We start from the raw sequence: 21647 nt of genomic DNA on the forward strand, positions 1-21647 counted from the left end.
ATTTAGAGAGACGGTCGATAAGAACCTCGATGAGAAGATTGATAAGAAGATTGATAAGAAGATTGATAAGAAGATTGATAAGAAGATTGATAAGAAGATTGAGATAGACGTAGAAACAGAAAGCGTAGGAGAAAAGAATGAAGGTAACAGTTGGAGAAGCGATTGCACGCTTATTAGAAGTGCATGGCGTTGAGGATGTGTATGGCGTTATTTCGATCCATAACCTCCCTATTGCAGATGCTATTGGTCGCCGAGAAAAGATCAACTTTGTCTGCTCTCGCGGGGAAGCAGGTTGCTTGACGATGGCAGATGCCCATGCCCGTTTTAAGGGATTAGGTGTTGCAATTACAAGTACCGGTGCCGGTGCCGGAAATGCGGTGGGATCTCTAATTGAGGCCTGTAATGCTGCAAGCCCGGTACTGCATATTACCGGCCAGGTTGAACGAGAGTATCTCGATCGAGATGCCTCCTTTATTCATGAGGCAAAAGATCAATTAACCTTTTTAAAGGCAGCGAGTAAGGCGGCTTATCGTATTATGAGTCCCGATAATGCCATTGGTATTATGCGTGAGGCGATTCGTGTGGCGCAAACTGTTCCAATGGGGCCGGTAAGTGTTGAGATTCCGATCGATGTACAAGCCTCTGAAATCGAGCTTCCCGAAGAGCTCTATCCTGTGGGAGCTTTACAGATGCCGATGATCGATCGTGCCGCCTTGGGCAGAGTGGTGGAGAGTTTAAAAGAGGCAAAACGACCAATTTTATGGATTGGAGGTGGTTGTATTGGTGCAGAGCAGGAGGTTAAGGCTTTGGCTGATCTTGGGATTCCTGTTCTCTCATCGACCCATGCAAGAGGCGTATTGCCGGATCACCATCCGCGTAGTTTGGGCGCTTTCCATAACTCTCAAAAGGTCGAAGAGCTCCTAAAGTCAGCTGATATTGCTTTGGTAGTGGGATCTCGCTTAAGAAGTAATGAGACGAAGACTTATAGCATTCAATTTCCAGAAAAGCTGATTCAGATCGATGCTAACCCCATTGCGCAGCAGAGAAACTACCGTGTCGAGCACTTTATCTGTTCTGAGGCAAAAGCCTTTTTAGCGTATCTTGCAACCGCCTTAGGGCAACACTCTTTTATCGATCCCGACTATGATCGAGAGATTAGAGAAGCGAAAGAAGCGGCGATTAAGGCTCTTACAGAGCAGTTAGGTCCTTATGCTGAGATCTGTTTTGCTCTACGAGATGCATTGCCGGAGAGTGGTATTTTAGTGCGAGATATTACGATGTCAGGAAGCACTTGGGGAAGTCGACTCTTTCCAGTACAAGCTCCACTTCGTAATATCCACTCGCTTGCCGGTGCTATCGGCTTAGGTTTGACGCATGGCATTGGATCGGCGATTGCCAATCGCGATAAAAAGATTGTCTCTTTAGTGGGAGATGGCGGTTTAATGCTTGGGATTGGCGAGATTGCAACCATGGTGCAGGAGAATCTGAATATGGTTCTACTGGTGATGAATGATCAAGGTTATGGGGTGATGCGCGGCATTCAGAATAACTACTTTGGTGGACGCCAATATTATAATGAGCTACATACGCCAAGTTATAAGAAGTTAGGGGAATCGATGGGCTGTGTGAGCTTTTTAGCAAGCTCGGTTGAGGAGTTTCGTCAGGTCATTGCCGATGCGATTGCGATTGAAGGGCCGACAGTCGTTGAGGTGGATATGACCGCAATTGGCCCCCTTAACTTTGCCGGTCCGCCACAGAAAAAGCTCTATTAAAAGCTTTATTAAAAGCTCTAGTAAAAAGGCTCTATAAATATTTTTATCCGTGAGTGATAGATTAGGTTGAAATGTAGAGAGCTGTTTGATATTGCCCCCTCCTTAAAAAGAGGGGGCTTTACTTTTGTGGCACTCCTCTTCGCGCTTTCTATGATATCTTGGAAGTAGAGTCTTTTTTAGACGATTTTTAATGATTGTTAGCGCATTTTTGAGGAGTGTAGAATGAAGCGAAAGGAGAAAGAGGCGGTTAGTGAGTTAAAGCCGGCAGAAGATCATTTGCAGTATCACTTAGCGGAGGAGGAGTCTTCTCTACTAAAAAATTATGCACAAGCAGAAGAGTATCTTCGAGAGGTAGATCTCGATGGACGGGCTTCTCTCTCTCAAAATCCTTATCTACAGAAAGCAAAACTAGCTTTCTCTCGTTGTGAATCGATTCTCAATGAGGCGACCTTTAAAGTTCGCCATATTAAGATTAAGAATCTTCGCCGATTAAATGAGTTAGAGATCACCTTTGATGATCGACTCACCGTTTTGATTGGGGAGAATGCTACTGGAAAAACAACGGTTTGTGAATGTTTAACAAAGGGGCTCTCTTGGGTTCTCAATGCGATCAATCGAGAGGAGCCTGCTGGGCTTGAGATTTCGGAAGAGGAGATTAAAAGTGGAGAGAATAGAGCTGAGATCTCACTTGAGGTAGAGGTGGATGCGCATAATAAAATCCACTTTATGCTTGAACGCTCTTTGCAAGAAGGGGCGATAGCACACCGCTCCGATTTTAGTGAACTCAATGCGTATGCGAAGGTGATTCGTGATTGTATAACCTTTAATGATTGCAATATTACGCTACCCCTCTTTATCTTCTATAGTGTCAATCGCCCCAATTTTGTTCGTGGTGCGCGCAAAATACATCTCCATCGTGCAAGTGCTTATGATTATGCGCTAGATGATAAAGTTCGTATCTCCGATATGATTGAGTGGTTTGTGATGTTAGAGAATCTTTCGCGGCAAGACTCAGGAACGGAACTTCGCGATCTTCTACAATTTAGAGCGTTATTAGAGCAGACAGCAGAAGAGTTTACCCAAGAGCATCAAAATGCTGATCCTATGAAGCAGGCGCTTGTTGATGATATGCTTTCAGGATTAAAAGTGAAGATTGCAGAGACAGATGAAAAAATTGCTGCTCTGCAGTGTCGCCCGCTCAATACCGCACAGAAGTTAAAAGAGATCGTTAATGAGATTGTCTGTGATCTGATCCCGAATGCCACAGGGATCTTTGTTGATCGTTCCACAGGAAAGGATCGGGTTGTTCTCTCAATCTATGATGAGTTACATGATATCCAACATCTTTCACATGGACAGCGCTCGGTTCTCTTTATGGTTGCTGATCTTATCTCTCGGTTAGAGATCTTAAATCCCCATCTAGAAGATCCAAGGGAGAGCCCCGGCGTTGTGATTATCGATGAGATCGAGCTTCATCTCCATCCTACTTGGCAGCAGACGATTATCGACTCGCTTTTGAAGATCTTTCCCAATATGCAATTTATTATTACAACGCATAGCCCACAGGTGATCTCCACAGTTCATAAAGATCAAATTCGTTTCTTGAAGAATGATTTTGAGACCAATCGCGTGCGCGTACATTCCCCAAGTTTTCAGACTCGTGGACTCTCTTCCGATAATATCCTATTGCGCATTCTCAATATTGCAGATATCCCCGATGTCTATGAACATCAGCAATATCAGCAGTTAGAGAAGATGATAGAGAATGGTTTAGATGAAACGCCGGAGGGAGAAGCGCTCTATCTAATGTTAGAGAAGCACTTTGGTCGAGAGAGTATCGAGATGGAGAAGCTTCGTCATCAGAAAAAGCTACAGCAACTCAAAGCTCGAATTCGTAATCGACGCTCTGCTCAGGAGTCAAAGGAGTAGGCTATGAGAAAGTTAGTTCGGCCTAAAGAGGTGCCTAAATGTCTTGTGCGAGCGCAGAAGAATGGGGCAAAAAATTGGCAGCGACTACGAGGTGGGGATCGGCGAGAAATTTGGAGCAAACTCAATGAGATGCAGCATCGTCTCTGTGCATACTGTGAAACCCCCTTCACCACGGAAGATAGCCATATTGAGCATCTCTATCCACGTGCTAAATATGAGGGATTAACCTTTGAATGGAAAAATCTCTTCGGCTCTTGTAACAATAATAATAGCTGTGGTATCTATAAAGATGGTGCGCATAATCCCCATAAAGTGACTCATGAGTTGTTGATAAAACCGGATCAGGAGGATCCTCATGCCTACTTTCGTTACTATCTTAATGGACGAATTTCGGTAAAGCCGGGATTATCAGATTATGACTATCATCGCGCTAAGGAGACTATCCGAGGATTCAATCTCAATCATAATGCATTAGCCAGTCTACGAAGACGCCATCTTGAGCCACTTCAACAGTTAGAGGAGGAGTTTATCCTCTGGTGTGAGCTTTGTGATGGAGATCCGGAGTTACTTGAAGAGTTAGCAGAAGAGATTCGTTTACTTTTAGCGGAACAGAAAAATAGTGCCTATCAATCGATTAAAGAGCACTATATCCATAACCATTTAGATCTTTTAGGTTTAGTAGAAGAGAAGATTGAGATGGAGGCGGAAGTGCGATGGGAGGAAGAAGAGGATAGATAAAAGCATTCTAGGAGGGATCGATATTGCTTGATCTATTAAATACTTTTATCTTTAACGTTGCGTTGCATCAGAAGCATTTACCATTTAATCGTCGGTATCGCCGGCAATAAGGAGTTATTATGATTACTCGAATTAATAAGGGGCCGCGGATGTCAGATGCCGTGATCTATAACGATACGCTCTACTATACTGCTATTCCTTTAGTGGAAGAGGCAGATATCTATCGGCAGATGCAAAGTCTACTTGCCGATATTGATCAGCTTCTAGAGAAGGTTGGTGCTGAAAAATCCCATATTCTAGATGTAACGATCTTTCTTGTAAGTAGCTTAGATATCGAGGGGATGAATCGTGCTTGGGATGAGTGGGTCGATTCTGACAATGCGCCCGTTCGCTGTACTGTACAGGCGGGATTGATGAATCCTAATTGGAAGGTCGAGGTGAAGATTGTTGTAGCATTACCGTCAAAATAGAGCAGGATAGTACAAAATAGAGAGAGCCGATCTAAGGATAGACCGGCTCTCTTACTCTTAATTTACTTCATCCAATGATGATTAATAATTAATAATTAATTATTATTAATTTGGATTTATACCCTTTCGATTTACTCCTCCGAGGGTTTCTCCTCATCACTCTCCTTCTCTGTTTCGAGCGACTCTTCTGTTTCAACCGTTAAGTCTACTTCATCGATTTCAACCACATCAACAACATCGATCTCGAGATCTTCCTCATCTGTACTCATCTCATCGTCTGCATCATTCTCCTCGATACGAGACATACCGACAAGTGTATCGCCATCATCGAGACGAATGAGACGCACGCCTTGTGTATTTCGTCCTAAGATTGAGACTTCTGCAACAGAGGTTCTCACTAATACACCATTACAGGTAATGAGCATCACTTCATCATCTTCCTCAACAATGGAGGCTCCCACGATTTGACCATTTCGTTCTGAAGTCTGGATACCAATGACCCCTTTACCTCCGCGATTACGGCGAGCAAACTCTTCGATTAAGGTTCGTTTACCATAACCATTTTCTGTTGCAATAAGGACGACACCCTCTTCTACAGCAAGCATCATTGAGATGACATGTTGCCCTTCGACAAGTGTAATCCCTTTAACTCCACGAGATCCACGTCCTGTCGGTCGAACATCAGCCTCACTAAAGCGATTGACTAAACCGGTATTGGTAAAGAGCATAATGTCATTTTCACCATTGGTGATCTCGGTACCGATCAGTTCATCCCCTTCATCAAGGTTGACGGCAATTAAACCGCTTGAACGTTGGCTCTGGAAGTTAGAGAGAACGGTCTTCTTCACAACACCATATTTGGTCGCCATAAAGATGTAACGATCATCATCATAACTATCAACAGGAAGCATTGAGGTAATTCGTTCATCTGCCTCTAATGGAAGTAGATTGATAATAGGTCGACCACTTGCACCGCGTCCTGCTTCTGGAAGCTCAAAGACACGTAACCAGTAGACACGGCCATAAGAGGAGAAGCACATCAACTGTGCATGCGTGCTGACAACCATTAGATGTTCCACATCATCCTCATCTACTACGCGAGCTGCCGATTTACCACGACCGCCACGGCGTTGTGCACGATATTCATCAAGTTTTTGATATTTGATATACCCACGACGCGAGAGAGTTACTACAACATCTTCTTCGGCAATGAGATCTTCTAAGCTAATATCTTCAGCGGCTTCTCTAATCTCCGTGCGACGCTCATCACCAAATTCATCTCTAATCGCAATAAATTCCTCTTCAATAACATCACGAAGACGATCAGGATTGACTAAAATCTCGATCAATTCACGAATCGTATCTAAGAGTGTTTGATACTCTTCTAAAATTTTATCTTGCTCTAAACCTGTTAAGCGTTGAAGACGCATATCTAAGATCGCTTGCGCCTGCTCTTCAGAGAGCTGATAGGTGGTGCCAATAAGGCCGACACCTTCTAAACCATCTGGAGTTGTCTTCAATTCCGCTGCGCGTTCTAACATGGCAGAGACTTCACCTGGCGCCCATTGACGCGCTAACATTCGCTCTTTTGCTTCAGCACCTGTCGCCGATGTTCTGATCAGTTGAATCATCTCATCAATATTGGCAAGTGCTACTGTTAAACCCTCTAAAAGATGGGCTCTGCTACGTGCGCGTCTTAATTCAAAGATGGTTCGACGTGTGATCACTTCACGACGATGGAGAAGGAATGCTTCTAAAACCTGTTTAAGATTGAGTAATTTAGGTTGGCCACGATCGATTGCCACCATATTGATACCGAAGCTTGATTGTAGCGCAGTATGTTTATAGAGCTGATTGAGAACAACCTCCCCCATCTCGCCACGACGAAGTTCGATCACGATGCGCATCCCATCTTTATCCGATTCATCTCGTAGACCATCAGGGGCGATCCCTTCGATCACTTTTTCACGGTAGAGTTCAACAATACGTTCGATGAGGCGCGCTTTATTTACTTGGTAAGGGATCTCAGTGATGATAATGACATCACGATCACGCTTCTCATCATGCTCAATCTCTGCTCGTGCGCGAATGACAACACGGCCACGGCCTGTATGATATGCCTCGCGAATCCCACGTGTTCCATTAATAATGCCTGCCGTTGGGAAGTCAGGTGCCGGGATATATTCCATTAGCTGATCAATGGTTAGATCAGGATTATGTAAGAGTGCTAATGAAGCATTAATGGTTTCGGTAAGATTATGGGGGGGAATGTTTGTTGCCATTCCTACAGCAATTCCGGCAGAACCATTTACAAGTAAGTTGGGAATTCGGGTAGGTAGAACGGAGGGTTCAATCTCTGATTCATCATAGTTTGGAATAAAATCGACAGTCTCTTTTTCAATATCTTGAAGGAGTGTTTCGGCAATTTTACTCATGCGAATTTCGGTATAACGCATTGCTGCTGCTGAGTCACCATCGATTGAACCGAAGTTTCCTTGTCCATCAATCAACATATAGCGGAGAGAGAAATCTTGCGCCATACGTACGACAGAGTCATAGATCGCAGAGTCACCATGGGGGTGATATTTACCCATCACATCCCCGACAATACGGGCTGACTTTTTATAGGCTTTATTCCAGTGATTGTTCGTCTGATTCATTGAATGAAGTATGCGTCGATGCACCGGCTTCAATCCATCGCGAACATCGGGAAGAGCACGGCCGACGATAACACTCATGGCATAATCAAGGTAGGAGCTTTTCATCTCCTCTTCTAGGCTAATCGGGACAATCTCTTTGGCAAAATCACTCATTGAACCAACCTTTACTGAAAAACGATAGATAACTTAAAAACAACATGTAATTGTAACACATTTTGTTGATTAATTCGCCTGTTTCAGATAGAAATTAGCGCATTGAGCGAGAAAGAATAATTCCTGCTATCCCCCTACAGTAGAAAAATAATATTTAAAAATGGGAATATTTAGCGAATAATGCGCTATCTTTAAGAAAGTTGACTCGACTTTATGCGTTTTATTTCATCTTTCTTAACTTCTCATTAAATCTTCAAGTAAAGAATTTTGTCGAGGAAAGATGAAAAGCAGTAGCTCCCATGTGCCAAGCTGTGTTAATTGTAATAGAATGATTGACCCTGTTGATAGTCTATCTAATCTATCGGCTCTCAGTCGAGAATAGCGGATAAAGAACGGATAAAGAGCAGGGAAATAGCAGGTGGATAACAGATGAATAATGGAGAATAATCTCTAGATCGCTTTACTTCAGAAGGATAGTTGAGTGTTAAAGATTTATAGAAAGGGAATAGTTCTCCTGTTTGTGATGGGGCTTTTAGTAGGTTGCGGGCAAACAGGTGCGCTCTATATCGCAAAAAGCGAGGCAGAGCATAATGATGGACACTTTATGACAAGTTATAAAAAAGAGAAAGATGAAAATTGATCAGGTGCGTTTAACAGAGGTGGCGGAGGAGTTTCAGACGCCGGTTTATATCTATTCAGCAGAGAAAATTTTAGCAAACTATGATGCTTATCGCCGTGGATTTGGTGATTATCCTCATCTTATCTGCTATGCGGTAAAAGCGAATAGTAACTTATCGATCTTAAAACTATTAGCGGAAGCGGGGTCGGGCTTCGATATTGTCTCTCGTGGTGAGTTAAAACGCGTTTTAGCTGCCGGAGGCGATCCTAAAAAAGTGGTCTATTCAGGGGTCGGTAAACGAAATTGTGATTTAGAGTTTGCTCTTAATGCCGGCATTGGCTGCTTTAATGTAGAGTCGGTTGCAGAGGTCTATATGCTCAATAAAATTGCCGGCAAATTGGGAGTTAAAGCCCCCGTCTCATTAAGGATTAATCCCAATGTGGATGCTAAGACACATCCTTATATCTCAACAGGCCTTAAAGAGAATAAGTTTGGGATCAGCATGACAGATGCATTACCGATGTATCGTGAGATGGCGCGTATGCCCCATATCGATATTCAGGGAATCGATTTTCATATCGGCTCGCAACTGACAGAGATTGAACCTTATGCTGAAGCGCTCGATATTACGCTTGCCTTGATTGATGAACTCTCTGCATTAGGAATTCATCTAAAGCATCTCGATATGGGAGGCGGATTAGGGATTCGTTATGAAGATGAGACTTTAATCGATCCTGCAGAGTGGATCGATCAAGCGATCGAAAAGATTGGTGACCGCGACCTTAAAATATTGATTGAACCGGGTCGTTCTATAGTAGGGGATGCCGGCGTTTTAGTGACGCAGGTAATTCTTACTAAAGAGAATGAGGGGAAAAACTTTGCCGTGGTTGATGCCGCAATGAATGATCTGATTCGTCCAGCGCTCTATAGCTCATGGATGAATATTATTAATCTTGATGAGCGTGATGAAGGTGAGGTTAAAAATTATGATATTGTCGGTCCTATTTGTGAAACAGGTGATTTCTTAGGGAAGGATCGACAGCTCGCTTTAACATCGGGAGATTACTTAGCTATTACTCATGCTGGCGCGTATGGTTTTACGATGGCCTCTAACTATAATTCTCGTGGTCGAGCCGCAGAGGTATTATTAGTAGGAGATCAGGCGAAGCTGATTCGTAAAAGAGAGAGCGAAGAATCTCTCTATGCCGAAGAGTTGCAATATCTCTAGATATTAGTGATCGGCTAAAGGCGAATAAAATATTGATCAAGAGAGAAGAGAATAACTATGAAATCCCAATGTCCGTGCTGGACTTTGGGATTTTATCTTTAGCACAACTGAAACTGTTAGCAGAAACGTCAGTAGGAATATCAGTAGGAATAGGAACGCATGTTGAAATTATCAGATTATGATTACCATCTCCCCGAAGAGTTGATTGCTCAATTTCCACCGAAAGTGAGGGGTACTTCTCGGCTATTAGTCCCTTATCAAGGGGAGATTCGAGACCATAGCTTTGATGCTTTGGTTGAATATTTACGCCCCGGGGATCGTATTGTTATCAATAATACCCGTGTTTTACCTGCTCGACTCTTTGGGCAAAAAGAGACCGGCGGTAAGGTTGAAATTATGGTTGAACGCCTTTTAACAGAGACAGATGTCTTAGCGCAAATTAAAGCGAGCAAGGCATTAAAAGTTGGGCAAAAGGTTCTTATTGAGGGAGTACCTCGCTTAGAGATGGTCGAAAGAGATGAGAATTTCTTTCAACTACGAACGATCGATGGAAGCGCGATTGCACAACTGCTAGAAAGCTATGGGCATCTTCCTCTTCCTCCCTATATTACTCGCAGTGATGAAGAGCTAGATCAGTCTCGTTATCAGACGGTCTTTAATAAAGAGGAGGGTGCGGTTGCGGCACCGACTGCCGGACTTCACTTTACAGAGGAGTTGCTTGATCAACTGCGTCAAAAAGGGGTCGATATTACAGAGATTACGCTACATGTCGGTGCCGGGACGTTTCAGCCGATTCGAAGTGAAAATTTAGATGAGCATCAGATGCATAAAGAGTGGATCTCTGTACCGGAATCGGCAGTAGCAGAGATTAAAGCAACAAAAGCGTCGGGGAAAAGAGTGATTGCGATTGGCACGACAGCCGTGCGAGCATTAGAGAGCGCTGCTCTTTCAGGGGAGTTGCGCCCATTTGTGGGAGATACAGATATCTTTATTAAGCCGGGATTTGAGTTTAGAGTGATCGATGGACTTTTAACAAACTTTCATCTCCCTAAATCGACACTTTTGGTTCTTGTCTCAACCTTGATGGGGAAAAAACGTATCGAAGAGATCTATCAGCATGCGGTTAAATCGCAATACCGTTTCTTTAGTTACGGGGATAGTATGTTGTTAGTGCCGGAATTAGATCGAGCAAAGGAGTAGGATTATGGCGCAAGGTTTAACACGAGATGAAGTAAAGACTCTCTCGCTCTCCTCTTTAGGTGGGGCATTGGAGTTTTATGATTTTATAGTTTTTTTAACATTTGCCTCAACCTTAAGAGTGCTCTTTTTCCCGGCAGAATCAGAGTTAGTTGCTACGGTGATGACCTATCTTACCTATGCGATTGCTTATTTTGTTCGCCCACTAAGTGGTGTTGTGTTGGCCCATTTTGGCGATCTAATTGGCCGGAAGAAGGTCTTTATGTTCTCGCTCTTTATGATGGCGCTGCCGACACTTGCCATTGGCTTATTGCCGACCTACGAGTCCATCGGTTATTTTGCGCCGGCCCTTCTTCTTTTGATGCGAATATTACAAGGTGTTGCTTTAGGAGGGGAAGTTCCTAGTGCCCATGTCTTTGTTACAGAGCATGTTTCTCATGGACGCTTTGGTATCGCCAATAGTGCTATTGCCGCAGGTCTTACTTTTGGTGTCTTGATAGGTCATTTTGTCTCGACGATGATGAATATCACTTTTACCGCCTCTGAAACTTTAGCCTATGCCTGGCGAATTCCCTTTATTTTAGGGGGCGTTTTAGGATTATTAGCAGTCTATCTTCGTCGATACCTTAAAGAGACACCGGTTTTCTTAGAGATGCAGAAGCAGAAAGCATTACATGCCGGTACACCTATGAAAACGCTCTTAAAAGATTTTCGCCCACAACTCTTTATTGCCACATTGAGTACTTGGTTATTGATTGCCGGAGTTGTTTTAGTCCTGTTGGCACCTAATTTAATGAAGTCAGAAGTCTTTAATATTGAGGCCGGATTCGTTAATAAAGCGGCCCTAGTTGCCACTTTTATGAATATTGTGGGGAGTTTAGCAGCGGGCTTATTAGTTGATCGAATCGGTTTGAGAAAGACTCTTTTCGGTTTTGCATCCCTTCTTGCGATCACGAGCTATATCTTCTTTACCGCATTAGGCAGTAGTGATTTGACACAGGTCGGAATCCTTTATGCCATCGCCTCCTTCTTCTTAGGAATCGTTGCTTGTGTGCCGATGATTATCATTCGTCTCTTTCCGGCAGATGTGCGTTTAACCGGAATGGGCTTCTCATACAATATCGGTAATGCTGTATTTGCGGGTTTAACAACTTTTTTAGTCCCGGTAATAGCAGAACATTTCCATCCTATGTTTATTGCCTATTACATCCTCTTCTTATGTGCATTAGGAATCTTTTTAAGCCTCTATTTAGGTCGAGAGAGATTCAAGAGTTATCTCTAATAGATCTTCATAAGCTAGGGGAAGTTTTAAGATCGAATAGAGATCTGAGTCTTCAATGATCGACAGCAGATTGTAACAGCAGGTCATTGTAGGATGAAAAAGAGAAAGGAGCATATTGAAAGATACGCTCCCTCTCTATTTAACTATGAATATAGGAGAAATATCCTATATTCAATATCCAGATATATTTGTGGTTAGAGTAGTGCTTCCGGTGATTCTGGGAGAATCTGTCCACCATCGATAATGATGGTTTGTCCTGTAATATATTTAGCTTCTTTCGATGCCAGAAAAGCTGCGGCATAACCGATATCTTTAGGTTCTCCTAATGTATGTGTCGGGATTGTCGCACGCATCTGATTGAGATAAGTCTCCCCTTGTGCTTCGAGTCCCTCCGTTAAGATATTGCCGGGTAGAACCGCATTCACTGTAATGCCAAAGCGAGCATATTCGAGAGCAGCGCTACGCATAAATCCTAATTGAGCCGCCTTAGATGCTCCATAATGGCTCCAACCGGGGAATCCCGTAATATTTCCTGTAATAGATGATGTAATAATCACGCGGCCATAACCTTGATTTTTCATCACTCTAAGGGCTGCTTGGACAATAAAGAAGGTTCCTTTGACATTGACCTCTTGCATAAAGTCCCAATCTTTCTCTGTCATCTCTTCGATAGTCGCTTGTGGAAAGATGCCGGTATTGGAGCAGAGAATATCGAGTCTGCCATATCTCTCGGCCACCTCTTCGATACGCGTTTGGCAGAGTGCCTGATCCGTAACATCTAACGCGACAAAGTCACAGCCTAATTCTTTTGCTGTCTGATTGCCGGCAGTAGTATCAATATCTGCAATAATAACGGTTGCCCCAGCTTCAATCAGCGCCTCAACAATACCGCGTCCGATACCTTTTGCACCACCTGTCACCATTGCGATCTGTTTATCTAATGAAAACATCGTAACTCCTTTGCTTAAGCAGAGATCTTAAGTAGAAAGATAAGAGTGGGAATCTTGGTAGATAATCCTTACTATCTACAATTTACTTTGATGATGGATTCCCAGTTAGAAAGATGGATCTCAATACTTCATCTCTCAGCACTCTTTTCATCACATAACATCATATATGAAATCATCATACAAGAAATGGGGTAGGTTGAGGGGTTATTAAAATAATTATTCCAATCGTTATTCAAATTATTATTTCAGTCACTGTTTTAATGTTTATTAATATTAGTTTTAAGAAAACAGATGTAAAAGCGGCATAAAAGAAGATATAAAGCGGATATGAAAATGGACATAAACTAATATCCATCATTCCATCATTCCATCATTCCATCATTCCATCATTCCATCATTCCATCATTCCATCATTTTATTACAAATCTATTGTGCACCTATTTATCTACGCTATTTATAAAATAGTGATGCGTTCATCTATATCTTTTTAAAAGGCCTACACAAGTTCCCCGTAAGCTTTTAATAAGTTTTGTATAAATTGACTGATCTACTTATAAGCTCTTATTATCTTTGATACTCTCTATCTTTTAGATAAGAGATGACTATCACATCTAACAGCCCATTTTAGCGAGGCTTCCTACTTCTATTTTAAATAAGATTTGGCTTTAAAGGCGCCTTGTGGAACAATAGAGCTGATATTTTAATTTTTAGATAAAGGCACAAAATGATAGACAATGATGGCTTTCGGGCAAACGTTGGAATCATATTGTGTAATCAAAATCAGCAGTTATTCTGGGGTCATCGCATCGGTCAATTAGATGCTTGGCAATTTCCACAAGGGGGAATTGATCCAAATGAGACACCGGAAGAGGCCATGTATAGAGAGCTTTATGAGGAAGTTGGATTACGCCCTGAACATATTAAAATTTTAGGTAGAACAGATCGGTGGTTACGTTATCGTTTACCCCACAATTTGATTCGCCGAAATCATATGAATGAGAGAACATGTATCGGCCAAAAGCAGGTCTGGTTTATGCTCGAATTTATCGGTGAGGAAGCGGATTTTAATCTGAATGCGGCGGACCATCCCGAGTTTGATCACTATAAGTGGGTTGATTATTGGTTACCATTGCGCGATGTGATTCATTTTAAACGTAAAGTTTATGATAAAGCGCTAACAGAGCTTGCCCCTTTGATTTTTGAAAGAACGGTTCCTAAAAAACCTAAAGATTTACGCTCACGAAGACGTCATTCCCTCTTTAGAATGCACTCTCGCAAGCAGACTTTCAAAGAGCGAAATGGAGAGAAGAGAATCTCTTTTGAAGAGCGACATATAGAGCAACACATTATTATTGAGAAAAGCACGTATTAGACGTGCTTTTTTTATATCACTATTTTCACTATTTATAATGGTGACTTTTAGGGACTTTCCGAGGCTTCTAGAGCTCTTTTTAATGCTCAATCCAGCCTTCATTTTGTTCAATTCGGTAGGTGAAATAGATCATAATAATACCTCGTAACAGCATAAAGAGGAGGAATGAGAGCCATAATCCATCATTGCCAAAGGGGGTTAGTAGAATACCGATCGGTAAAGCGATTATAAAAGCGCCTATCATTGCATTGCGCATCTCTTTTGCACGCGTTGCGCCGATAAAGAGGCCATCTAGAAGATAACTCCAAACACTAATTAAGGGGAGGAGTGTTAGATAAGGAATTAGCGGGTAAGCGCTCTCTCGGACAGTATCGATATTGGAGATCAGGTTGATAAATTGATCTCCCCATAATAGAAAGAGAAAGAAGAAGAGTAGTGTGATTATTAATGCCCAGCCACCGGCGATTACCATGACAGATTGTAATTGGTCTCGGCTTTTTTCACCAATTGCTCGGCCTGTTAATGCTTCGATAGCATGAGCAAATCCATCTAAGAGATAGGAGAGAATAAAGAGACCATTGAGAATAATCATATTTGCGGCAACAATATCACCGCCAAGCCGGGAGCCTTGTAGTGTTACTAAAAAGAAGGCAAGTTGTAGTGTTAAGCTACGAATAAAGATATCCCGATTAACAAAGATTAGAGGTTGCCAATTTTGCCATTTTTTTAGTGGTGAAAATCTCCAATGACCACGGTTTTTCAGTAATATTTTAGGAAGGATTGCCAAACCGACAAAGAGACCAAAATATTCAGAGATAACCGCTGCTTTTGCAACGCCTGTAATACCAAGATTCAGTTTTAAGATAAAGAGTAATGTTAAAAGAATATTGAGGATATTAGTGGCTAATAACATATAGAAGGGAATACGTGCATTTTGCATGCCTAAAAACCAACCTATCAGCGCAAAGTTGATTAAAGCTGCGGGAGCTCCCATTAAACGCCATGCAAAAAATTGAGAAGCACCATTATAGAGTTCAGGTTCAGGATTGATAATTGAAAATGCGAGTGTTGTAATCGGGAAGGCTAGAAGTAGTAGGACAAGGGCTAAGAGAAGCGCTAAGAGAATACCTTGAATGAGGATTAGTCGAATCATTCCCCCATTTTTATGGCCATAAGCCTGTGCGGTAAAGCCCGTTGTTCCCATGCGTAGAAAGTTTAAGATAGCGATTAGAAAGAGATAGATACTGCTACCAATACCGACACTTGCCATCTGATTTGCATCATTCAGATGACCTACAATCATGGTATCAACTGTCCCTACCAGCGGGACAGAGATGTTTGAAAGGATCATCGGGAGCGTTAAAGCCCAAACTCGGCGATGAATGGTAAGGTTATTCCAAGCTAAGAGGAGGTTTTTTCCCATATTTTATCGGCTCTTATAATCGACATCATTACTAGTGCGATGTTTATTGAAGTTTATTTTTGAAAAAAATTTGAAAAAGATATTAAAATTTTCTGAGATGTGGTGCGCTGGATTGAAAAAGGAATCTTATCAGAGAATCTATTAGGACGCTGAAGAGGGAGTTCTAAAACCGGTTAATCATTGCTCATTTATTAATCAAAATGAAGAAAAAGAGGGGGGACAGACTTGAAACCCTTTTTATTGACCCCATCAATTAAGACGTAACTCAGGCTGGACCTTATAAATAAGCCTCTGCTAGGGCAAGTGAGATAAGGTTTCTGATAATAACAATTGATAAAACATCATATGGAGCGTTAATTGACTCACTTTTAAGGTAGCAATTAACAATCATTTAATGAATCTTTTAATGAGGAATAAACTATGAAATTACGTCCTTTACATGACAGAGTAATCATCAAACGTGAAGAAGAAGAGCTTAAAACTGCAGGTGGTATCGTTCTTCCAGGAACAGCTACAGAGAAGCCTTCACGCGGTGTCGTTCTTGCTGTAGGTAACGGTAAGGTATTGGCAAGTGGTGAAGTAAAGACTTTAGATGTCAAAGTTGGGGATAAAGTTCTTTTTGGTAAATTCTCAGGTTCTGAAGTAGAGGTAGCAGGCGAAGAGCTACTCGTTATGCGTGAAGATGAGATCATGGCGGTTATCGAGGGTTAATAGCTTATAACGTAGATGAGACTCTATTTACATAGATATAGAGATGATGTTCTTATCACTTATTAGATTAATTCAACCTCTAACTGATCATAGTTAACAGATCAAACTAACAGATCAAAGTTATAGAAGAATTTAAACATAGAAGGAATTAATAGATATGGCTAAAGAAGTACGTTTTGGTGAAGACGCTCGTAAAAAGATGGTTGCTGGTATTAATACCTTAGCAAACGCAGTAAAAGTAACGCTTGGCCCTAAAGGTCGTAACGTTGTTTTAGATAAGAGCTTTGGTGCACCTGTTGTAACAAAAGATGGTGTTTCTGTTGCGCGTGAAATTGAACTTGAAGATAAGTTCGAAAATATGGGTGCACAGATGGTTCGTGAAGTCTCTTCAAGAACTGCAGATACAGCTGGAGATGGTACAACTACAGCAACTGTTTTAGCACAAGCGATTGTTCGCGAAGGGATGAAAGCAGTTGCTGCAGGTATGAACCCAATGGATATCAAACGTGGTATCGATAAAGCAGTAGCAGCCGCGGTTGAAGAGCTTCGTAATATCTCTAAACCATGCGAAGATGATAAGTCAATTGCTCAAGTCGGTACGATTTCTGCAAACTCGGATGCGGAAATTGGTGAAATTATCGCAAAAGCAATGCAGAAAGTAGGTAAAGAGGGTGTTATCACTGTTGAAGAGGGTTCTGGTTTAGAGAACTCACTTGAGACTGTAGAAGGTATGCAGTTTGATCGCGGTTATCTCTCTCCTTACTTCATCAATAATCAAGAATCGATGGCTGCTGAATTAGAAGACCCATTTGTTCTTCTCTGCGATAAGAAGATTGGTAACATCCGTGAGATGATCACTATCTTAGAAGAAGTTGCAAAAGCAGGTCGTCCTCTCTTAATCATTGCAGAAGATGTTGAAGGTGAAGCTTTAGCAACACTCGTAATCAACAACATGCGTGGTATTGTGAAGGTTGCCGCTGTTAAAGCTCCAGGTTTTGGTGATCGCCGTAAAGCGATGCTTGAAGATATTGCTGTATTAACAGGTGGTACTGTAATCTCTGAAGAGATCGGTATGAGCTTAGAAAAAGCAACAGTAGCTGATCTTGGTATCGCAAAACGTGTTGTAGTTGATAAAGACACGACAACAATTGTTGATGGTAATGGAGATAAGGCTACGATCGATGCGCGCGTTGCTCAAATTCAGCAACAAATTGTTGAAGCGACATCAGATTATGATAAAGAGAAGCTTCAAGAGCGTGTAGCTAAGCTTGCAGGTGGTGTTGCTGTTATCCAAGTAGGTGCTGCAACTGAAGTTGAGATGAAAGAGAAGAAAGTACGTGTAGAAGATGCGCTTCATGCAACACGTGCAGCCGTAGAAGAGGGTATCGTCCCTGGTGGTGGTGTTGCTCTTGTTCGTGCATTAACGCGTATTGCTGAGCTTAAAGGTGATAACGATGAGCAGGATGCGGGTATTCGCGTAGCACTTAGAGCGATGGAAGAACCTCTCCGTCAAATCGTTACAAATGCTGGTGAGCCAGCGGATGTTGTTCTTAATGCGGTTAAAGAGGGTAAGACAGATTCCTTCGGTTATAACGCAGCAACAGGCGAATATGGCGATATGGTTGAGATGGGTATTCTGGATCCAACAAAAGTTACTCGCTCAGCAATTCAAAATGCAGCATCAGTTGCTTCCTTAATCATCACAACTGAGTGCATGATTGCAGATCTACCAAAGAAAGATGGCGGTATGCCTGATATGGGTGGTATGGGCGGCATGGGTGGAATGCCTGGCATGATGTAATATCACTCTAATCATCCCTTTCTTATTCGGGATAGATTAAAAAATAAGAGTTGTTTAAGAAGAAGGGTCACACAATGTGTGGCCCTTTTTATTGCCTTTATATTTATTGATGTGGAATATTATGAGATAAATAGAATCTTTATAAGAAGATTGTTTTTGTTATGAGGTTGTGATTTTTGGTTTAGATATCAGAAATTGTTATCTCTATGGAGGAAATTAAATGGATAGAGATAGTGTTGAAAGATACAAAATATAAATAATGATAAAATTTACATCTTTTTAATACATTGAATATAGAGCTTATTATTTTATTTTTAAATAAAGGGCGATGAGAAAAAGAGTTCCAATGCCATATTTAATAACATTTTATATATTTATAAAAATATCTATATCTTTATGGAGGCAATCATATTTTTCTTTTATAAAGGGCTTTTCAGAATAATATTGCATTAATAGTAAATTATTGACATAAATTGATCTTTTATTTATCATTTACGAAGATATTTCATCAATTAGAGGTAATTGTGACTTTGGTCAACTTCTTGTAGCGCAATATGTGTATTGGTATATGTTAAAAAAAGTTAAACGTTAGGCTGCTTTGATACTGATCGTTAGATTCACTTAATCTTGATGAAATAATTGATTAATAATTGAGAGAAATTATAGAAATATATGACAGCTATGTTTAAATTATCGCTCTTAGTCGTTGGGGTCTCTTTAGGGATTACAGCTTGTGCAACACAGCAATATTCGACTCCTAAAGATTTGCGTTTCCAAGATAATAGCAATGGGAGAAATCAGGTTCTCCATGTAGAGCGAGATGAAAAGCTTTGCAATGACGATACATTGGAGAATCAAAAGTGCCCAATCAATCTCTATATAGATAATTTTTTAGCGGGGAGTTTTTACGCTAATAACCGTGCGACTTACTACTTAAAGCCGGAGCTATATAGTTTTAAAGTAAAAAACTGTACTACAGAAGAGTGTAAAACTTGTGATATCGATTTGCGTGTCGATCAGTTAACGGACAGAAAGTTCACGTTAACAGTAGATATGCTCGGAAAGCCTTTTATTGTTAATTCCGGAAAACCCCTCTTGTGCCAATAGTACTTCCAGTTCTCTTTCTTTAAATTTTATTCAACTTTTCTTCCGATATCTGATCCCATTTTTTAATTTTGATAGCCATTAAATGATGCCGCAAATAGATTATTTGTCCTCGGTGGCTATTGTGGATCTTAAAAGAAAATAATATAGCCTTAGGTAAATAAATAGATGATCAATTTTATTGTAGTTGAAAAAGACTCACTAGATAAATCAGTAGTTAGCTCAGCTCATTTAACTCTTTCTGAGCCCTCTATTGTACATACAAAAATGAGTCGTGATGACGTTGCTGAGTTTGTCCGTGATGGGAATAATCTCCTTCTTAAACTTAAAAATGGCAAAGTCATTGTTATTGAGAACTTCTTTGTTAAGCAAGATGATGTGGCTTCAGATCTTGTTTTTGAAGAGGATGATTGTTTTCTTTTCTGGTTTGATGGAACGTCTGGATTTAGTGAAATTTCAGGACTTGAAGCGCTCCTTCCTGCTGCGGGAAGTAGTGAGTTAGGTGCGCTATTCCCTTGGTTAGTTGGTGTTGGTCTTGGCGGTGGTGTTATTGCTGCATCTAATGGTGGTAATAGTGGGGGTTCTCTGAGTTCTACTCCAAATGGTGAAATTGCTGTCACTGTAAATGAGGAAGGTAAAATTACCGGTAGCACCAAGAATTTAGAGCCTGGTAGCGAAGTGACTTTAACTATCGAAGGCACCGGTAAAGATGGCGAGCCATTAACACAAGAGATTACGACGACTGTTAGTAAAGATGGTAGCTACAATGCAGAAGTGCCGGCAGATTTTGTCGATGGTGATCTTGAAGTGACGGCAAAGACCTTTGACCGCAATGGCAATTTAGTGACTGATCAAGATGACTTAACGAAAACCGATCAAGATGAGAATCCTGAAACGCCAGTACAGGGTGGATTAGATCGTACCCCGGGTGATATCGAAGTTAAAGTTGATGATAAAGGTAAAATTACGGGAACAACAACAGATGTTGAGCCTGGTAGCCAAGTGACTTTAACCATTCAAGGCACCGGCAAAGATGGCGAGCCATTAACGCAAGAGATTACGACGACTGTTAGTAAAGATGGTAGCTACAATGCAGAAGTGCCGGCAGATTTTGTCGATGGTGATCTTGAAGTGACAGCAAAGACCTTTGATCGCAATGGTAATTTTATTGATGATGAGGACTCTTTAGGTGGGCAGAGTAATATTTTCATCCCTGGACATGGCACAGGTCCTCGTGAACCCGAGCAGAGTGGTTTAGATCGTACTGATGGAAAGATCGAAGTAACTATCGATAGAGATAACAATCAATTTGTAGGAATTACTGAAGATGTTGCATCAGGAAATGTTGTTGTTTTAGTTGTTAAGGGGCAAGATAGCCATGGTGAGCCATTAACACAATATCTTAATACGACCGTCAAAGCCGATGGTAGTTATGAGATTGAGATTCCGATGGAGTTTGCGGATGGAGATCTTCAGGTTAATGCATCAACCACAGATCGTAATGGTAATGTAGTGACTGACTACGATACTGCAACGATAGATAGAGTGAATGGAGATATTGAGGTTGAAGTTGACGATCAAGGTGTAATCACGGGAACAACAACAGATGTTGAGCCTGGTAGTCAAGTGACTTTAACCATTCAAGGCACCGGTAAAGATGGTGAGCCATTAACGCAAGAGGTTATGACGACTGTTAATAAAGATGGCAGTTACAATGCCGAAGTGCCGGTAGATTTTGTCGATGGTGATCTTGAAGTGACGGCAACGACCTTTGATCGCAACGGTAATCAGGTGACTGATCAAGATGATTTAACGAAAATCGATCATGATGAGAATCCTGAAACGCCAGTGCAAGGTGGTTTAGATCGTACTCCAGGTGATATCGAAGTTAAAGTTGATGCTAAAGGTAAAATTACGGGAACGACCACAGATGTTGAGCCTGGTAGTCAAGTGACCTTAACCATTCAAGGTACCGGCAAAGATGGCGAGCCATTAACGCAAGAGATTACGACGACTGTTAATAAAGATGGCAGTTACAATGCCGAAGTGCCGGCAGATTTTGTCGATGGTGAGCTTGAAGTGACGGCAACGACATTTGATCGCAATGGTAATTTAGTGACTGATCAAGATGATTTAACGAAAATCGATCATGATGAGAATCCTGAAACGCCAGTGCAAGGTGGTTTAGATCGTACTCCTGGTGATATCGAAGTTGAAGTTGATGTTAAAGGTAAAATT

The 21647-nt window shown here is 41.5% G+C and carries 15 protein-coding genes and 1 pseudogene; 13 read left to right on the top strand and 3 right to left on the bottom strand.

Annotated features, from left to right (window positions below):
• Positions 1-137 precede the first annotated feature (137 nt).
• The 4 genes from DC082_RS09750 to DC082_RS09765 all read left to right on the top strand — a co-directional run bounded on the left by DC082_RS09750 (position 138) and on the right by DC082_RS09765 (position 4909).
• Positions 138-1772, top strand: a complete 1635-nt coding sequence (locus DC082_RS09750; RefSeq protein ID WP_109236816.1) for a thiamine pyrophosphate-binding protein — start codon at positions 138-140, stop codon at positions 1770-1772.
• Between the two features lie 222 nt (positions 1773-1994).
• Complete coding sequence (ptuA, locus tag DC082_RS09755) at positions 1995-3701, top strand: retron Ec78 anti-phage system effector ATPase PtuA (RefSeq protein WP_109236817.1); 1707 nt, start codon at positions 1995-1997, stop codon at positions 3699-3701.
• A 3-nt stretch (positions 3702-3704) separates the two neighbouring features.
• Positions 3705-4439 carry a retron Ec78 anti-phage system effector HNH endonuclease PtuB gene (ptuB, locus tag DC082_RS09760; RefSeq protein ID WP_109236818.1) on the top strand — a complete coding sequence of 245 codons (735 nt, stop codon included), beginning with the start codon at positions 3705-3707 and terminating at the stop codon, positions 4437-4439.
• Between the two features lie 116 nt (positions 4440-4555).
• Positions 4556-4909 (top strand): RidA family protein, encoded by a 354-nt coding sequence (locus DC082_RS09765; RefSeq protein WP_229821689.1) that lies wholly within the window; start codon positions 4556-4558, stop codon positions 4907-4909.
• A 131-nt stretch (positions 4910-5040) separates the two neighbouring features.
• On the opposite strand, the gene gyrA is transcribed toward DC082_RS09765, so the two are convergent.
• The gene (gene gyrA / locus DC082_RS09770) at positions 5041-7722 is read right to left on the bottom strand and encodes a DNA gyrase subunit A (RefSeq protein WP_109236819.1); all 2682 of its coding nucleotides are present in this window, start codon (positions 7720-7722) and stop codon (positions 5041-5043) included.
• A 481-nt stretch (positions 7723-8203) separates the two neighbouring features.
• On the opposite strand from gyrA, the gene lptM reads away from it, so the two are divergent.
• The 4 genes from lptM to DC082_RS09785 all read left to right on the top strand — a co-directional run bounded on the left by lptM (position 8204) and on the right by DC082_RS09785 (position 12048).
• A complete protein-coding gene (lptM, locus tag DC082_RS10865) occupies positions 8204-8362 on the top strand; it encodes an LPS translocon maturation chaperone LptM (protein WP_157957458.1) in 159 nt (52 codons plus the stop codon).
• Positions 8352-9569, top strand: a complete 1218-nt coding sequence (gene lysA / locus DC082_RS09775; RefSeq protein ID WP_109236820.1) for a diaminopimelate decarboxylase — start codon at positions 8352-8354, stop codon at positions 9567-9569. Before lptM ends, lysA begins: the two co-directional genes overlap by 11 nt.
• A 162-nt stretch (positions 9570-9731) precedes the next feature.
• The gene (gene queA / locus DC082_RS09780; RefSeq protein WP_189363335.1) at positions 9732-10769 is read left to right on the top strand and encodes a tRNA preQ1(34) S-adenosylmethionine ribosyltransferase-isomerase QueA; all 1038 of its coding nucleotides are present in this window, start codon (positions 9732-9734) and stop codon (positions 10767-10769) included.
• Between the two features lie 4 nt (positions 10770-10773).
• Positions 10774-12048, top strand: a complete 1275-nt coding sequence (locus DC082_RS09785; protein WP_109236822.1) for an MFS transporter — start codon at positions 10774-10776, stop codon at positions 12046-12048.
• Positions 12049-12242: 194 nt separating this feature from the next.
• Here DC082_RS09785 and fabG read toward each other — a convergent pair whose 3' ends face one another.
• Positions 12243-12998 (bottom strand): 3-oxoacyl-ACP reductase FabG, encoded by a 756-nt coding sequence (gene fabG / locus DC082_RS09790; RefSeq protein WP_109236823.1) that lies wholly within the window; start codon positions 12996-12998, stop codon positions 12243-12245.
• 724 nt (positions 12999-13722) lie between these two features.
• Here fabG and DC082_RS09795 point away from each other — a divergent pair.
• Positions 13723-14247: pseudogene (locus DC082_RS09795) on the top strand (RNA pyrophosphohydrolase); the annotation flags it as partial.
• A gap of 202 nt (positions 14248-14449) precedes the next feature.
• Here the strand turns inward: DC082_RS09795 and DC082_RS09800 are convergent.
• Positions 14450-15793, bottom strand: a complete 1344-nt coding sequence (locus DC082_RS09800; RefSeq protein WP_109236824.1) for an MATE family efflux transporter — start codon at positions 15791-15793, stop codon at positions 14450-14452.
• A 420-nt stretch (positions 15794-16213) separates the two neighbouring features.
• Here DC082_RS09800 and DC082_RS09805 point away from each other — a divergent pair, with 420 nt between their 5' ends.
• From DC082_RS09805 to DC082_RS09820, 4 genes are all read left to right on the top strand, one after another.
• Positions 16214-16504, top strand: coding sequence for a co-chaperone GroES (locus DC082_RS09805; RefSeq protein WP_094567660.1), 291 nt, complete (start codon positions 16214-16216; stop codon positions 16502-16504).
• Between the two features lie 157 nt (positions 16505-16661).
• Positions 16662-18305 carry a chaperonin GroEL gene (gene groL, locus DC082_RS09810; protein ID WP_109236825.1) on the top strand — a complete coding sequence of 548 codons (1644 nt, stop codon included), beginning with the start codon at positions 16662-16664 and terminating at the stop codon, positions 18303-18305.
• Between the two features lie 672 nt (positions 18306-18977).
• The gene (locus DC082_RS09815; RefSeq protein ID WP_229821670.1) at positions 18978-19412 is read left to right on the top strand and encodes a hypothetical protein; all 435 of its coding nucleotides are present in this window, start codon (positions 18978-18980) and stop codon (positions 19410-19412) included.
• A 165-nt stretch (positions 19413-19577) separates the two neighbouring features.
• Positions 19578-21647 (top strand): BapA/Bap/LapF family prefix-like domain-containing protein (locus DC082_RS09820; RefSeq protein WP_239991304.1); only part of this gene is annotated, 2070 nt, incomplete at its 3' end.

Origin of the sequence: Ignatzschineria indica, from assembly GCF_003121925.1 — a bacterium.
In the GTDB taxonomy this organism is placed as follows: Bacteria; Pseudomonadota; Gammaproteobacteria; order Cardiobacteriales; family Wohlfahrtiimonadaceae; genus Ignatzschineria; species Ignatzschineria indica.

What these genes read in the sequence shown, in the direction of transcription:
- DC082_RS09800 (WP_109236824.1), bottom strand. Translation starts at nt 15,793, where the DNA reads ATGGGAAAAAACCTCCTCTTAGCTTGGAATAACCTTACCATTCATCGC.
- gyrA (WP_109236819.1), bottom strand. Translation starts at nt 7,722, where the DNA reads ATGAGTGATTTTGCCAAAGAGATTGTCCCGATTAGCCTAGAAGAGGAG.
- fabG (WP_109236823.1), bottom strand. Translation starts at nt 12,998, where the DNA reads ATGTTTTCATTAGATAAACAGATCGCAATGGTGACAGGTGGTGCAAAA.
- DC082_RS09750 (WP_109236816.1), top strand. Translation starts at nt 138, where the DNA reads ATGAAGGTAACAGTTGGAGAAGCGATTGCACGCTTATTAGAAGTGCAT.
- DC082_RS09785 (WP_109236822.1), top strand. Translation starts at nt 10,774, where the DNA reads ATGGCGCAAGGTTTAACACGAGATGAAGTAAAGACTCTCTCGCTCTCC.
- ptuA (WP_109236817.1), top strand. Translation starts at nt 1,995, where the DNA reads ATGAAGCGAAAGGAGAAAGAGGCGGTTAGTGAGTTAAAGCCGGCAGAA.
- ptuB (WP_109236818.1), top strand. Translation starts at nt 3,705, where the DNA reads ATGAGAAAGTTAGTTCGGCCTAAAGAGGTGCCTAAATGTCTTGTGCGA.
- DC082_RS09805 (WP_094567660.1), top strand. Translation starts at nt 16,214, where the DNA reads ATGAAATTACGTCCTTTACATGACAGAGTAATCATCAAACGTGAAGAA.
- groL (WP_109236825.1), top strand. Translation starts at nt 16,662, where the DNA reads ATGGCTAAAGAAGTACGTTTTGGTGAAGACGCTCGTAAAAAGATGGTT.
- lysA (WP_109236820.1), top strand. Translation starts at nt 8,352, where the DNA reads ATGAAAATTGATCAGGTGCGTTTAACAGAGGTGGCGGAGGAGTTTCAG.
- DC082_RS09815 (WP_229821670.1), top strand. Translation starts at nt 18,978, where the DNA reads ATGACAGCTATGTTTAAATTATCGCTCTTAGTCGTTGGGGTCTCTTTA.